2 protein-coding genes are annotated in these 2,565 nt (G+C 57.3%); both read right to left on the bottom strand.

Going from position 1 to position 2,565, the window contains the following annotated elements; genetic code table 11:
* Positions 1 to 1,811: helix-turn-helix domain-containing protein (locus CAP_RS49585; RefSeq protein ID WP_156041696.1), on the bottom strand; the 1,811-nt coding region annotated here is incomplete at its 3' end.
* Between the two features lie 235 nt (positions 1,812 to 2,046).
* Entirely contained in the window at positions 2,047 to 2,505 is a 459-nt protein-coding gene (locus tag CAP_RS43195; RefSeq protein ID WP_044252653.1) for a hypothetical protein, read from the bottom strand.
* Positions 2,506 to 2,565: the final 60 nt, after the last annotated feature.

Genomic DNA, 2,565 nt, shown 5'->3' with positions numbered 1-2,565 from the left:
CCGAAGGTGGGGTCCGTGCAGCGGTTACGATCAACAGAACGAACAACCAGGATCCCGTTGAGCACTCCAGAACTTAGGATCACCTGTAGCGCGAGGGGATGAATTTCACGAAACAGCTGAGCGCGACGTTCGAGACGAATACCTACTGCTACTAGAATGCTCCTGATGTCTTGCTCAAGCTCGGCCGGTGCGGCCACTGTGGAGGTCTGGGTGGCGACCTCTTTCAACCAGCGGCGGTAGCCCTCGCGCTTATCGGGTACCAGTCTTGTATCTTCTGCTTCAAGCTCGAAATCTGCTGCATGCCCTCGTACGAGTTCGCACAGATCAGTGGAGTCAAGGGTGCCGAGAGCCGAGGTCAAGATGCGAGACACAAGGGCTTCATCATCGAGAGAATCGTCGACATCTTCTGCAAGTGCTGGGCTCATACTCCTGAGCTGGGCCACCAGTTCCGGTCTCGACTTCGCAAAGAGTGTTTCTGAGTCAAACTTATGTGACTTCAACACGAGCTTCGGGACGTACACAATGACCGGCTTACCTTGACCAAGTGCAACGGAAGCCTCCGAGTCTTTCCCAAAAGAGTCGAGTTTCTGCGCCATGTAGATCGTCACAGACGAGCGACGCAGCATGAGCGCTTCCACAAGACCCTTTCCTATTCTGTCATCGACCCACGACTGTGTCGGGTTGAAATACCTCAACTTGAAAGGGCGAACTTTCGGATGTGAAAACAAGGAGGTGGCAAATACGTTGACCGAAACGAAATCGGCGTCAGAGCGCATTGAGGTGGCGACGTAGACGTCGATGTGATCGGCACTCAGGTAGTGGCTTAGATTGCGCTGAGCGATCTCTTGCGTATCAGCGATTCTGGCAAGTTCAGCGTCCGTCGTAGGTGCCAAGCGTTGTGCTTCACGTTCGAGCGCATCAGGATCCGGTCGAAAGAGCGGTGAAAAAAGCCCGTGCTCAAGGCTGCTACCGAAGCGTCGCAGCAAGGAATCCATGCGCCGCTTCGTGCCTTCACTCTCTTGCGAGAGTGCCACTGTGGTGCTGTTACCGCGGATGGAGGCTGCGAGGCGCTCCAGGAATGTACGAAGTGCCTGGCGCTCGCGTTCCTCCTGTCGGATCCGTGTGGCTGAGATGTATCCCAGGTCAGGAAGTCGTCTATTGGGAATCTGCTCGATGACAGTCCACTCTGACCTGTCGGTATAGTGCTTGACGTCTGTGCGGCTCAGGGGCGCCAGATGTTCTGCGAGATGCGTCGTAGTGGCCAGAACACGGTAAGCCTCGCTGAGTGTGCTGAAGAGGCGAATCGCTTCGATCTGATAGGATTCTATGGACCTCTCGAAAGCCTCGATAGAGCTGAAGGCGCGAGCGCCGAGGTAGCGCTCGAAAAACGAGCCAGAAACGGGAGGCTGGCCGTAGTAGATGAGGATTGAATTGAAAAGGTCTCTCGTCTGATTGTTGGGGCGAGATCCGGTTAGCAGCGCAGAAATCAGGGTATCACACGCTTTTTTCGAGACGTCAGGCAGTTGAACCAGTGAGAGAGGACGTCCCGTGAGCTCGGAAAGAAGCTCCTCAAATTCAAGTCGCTGTCTCGCTGCCTCATCCGCGTACTCTTCCCAGAAAACCCCAGGAATTCCGAGGTGATTACAAACGGCAGACAGAGTGTCGCCCCGCGGGAGACGAACCGCCTGCTCGAGAAGTGCTATAGTCGATCGGCTCGTGCCGACACTCTCCGCCAGTGCCGCTTGCGTGAGCTGGGCACGATCGCGATGAGACTTGACGAGACCTGCGAGCTGTTCACGGCTAACTGACATTGTCGCTTATCTCAGGAGGAGTGCGTGCGGTTGCTGTGCTGGATGGCTTTACCGAAGCCTCGACAGCCCCACTGAAGCTGATAGGAATCGCTCCAATCGAGTTCGGAACGTTCTTCTGAAGATTAAAGAGACGACCCATCAGCGGTCAAGTGCCCCGCTGATCGCAGCAAGTTGGATACGGGTAAGTTCCTCGCCACGACTCGCTCTCGTTCACGCTGCACCGAGGTCAACAAATTCATCCTGTGAACTGATGCACGCCATTGGGATGGGTTTCCTTACATGCGTGCTCGCCTGTAGCGGAATCCAGGCCATGCCTATCTCGGGCGGACCGAAACACCTTCGCTGCCGCTACCTCGGAGACGCTCTGCAGCTCTCCCCGGCTGGAGATCCGGCGAAGCATGTGGTTGCCGATGACCTCCACGGCCGCGGGCTGGTGCAGCGAGGCTCCAGGTCGTCTCTTGATGAAAACGTCGACGCCACACCGATCCTTGCGCGCGATGGACTGGAAGAGGCGGGTGCAGGAGACATCGAAGGCCCGCCGCCGGTCTGCATCGGCCCTGGACCGGAGGTTGTACATCCGCGTGTTCACGACCATCACGTCGACGGACCCGACACCGCGGACGACGAGCTGCTCCAGCCACTCGAGCAGGAAGTTGACGTCTCCCGCGCGATCCCCAAGCGCCCCCCAGCTCACCTCCCCCGTGATGCCGTGCCGCGATTGGATCTAGGGCCTGTCCCTGAATTCACAGGCGCA

The organism is Chondromyces apiculatus DSM 436 (genome assembly GCF_000601485.1).
GTDB lineage: Bacteria > Myxococcota_A > Polyangia > Polyangiales > Polyangiaceae > Chondromyces > Chondromyces apiculatus.
The sequence above is the reverse complement of the archived record's forward strand: the minus strand, read 5'-3'. Positions and strand labels throughout refer to the sequence as shown.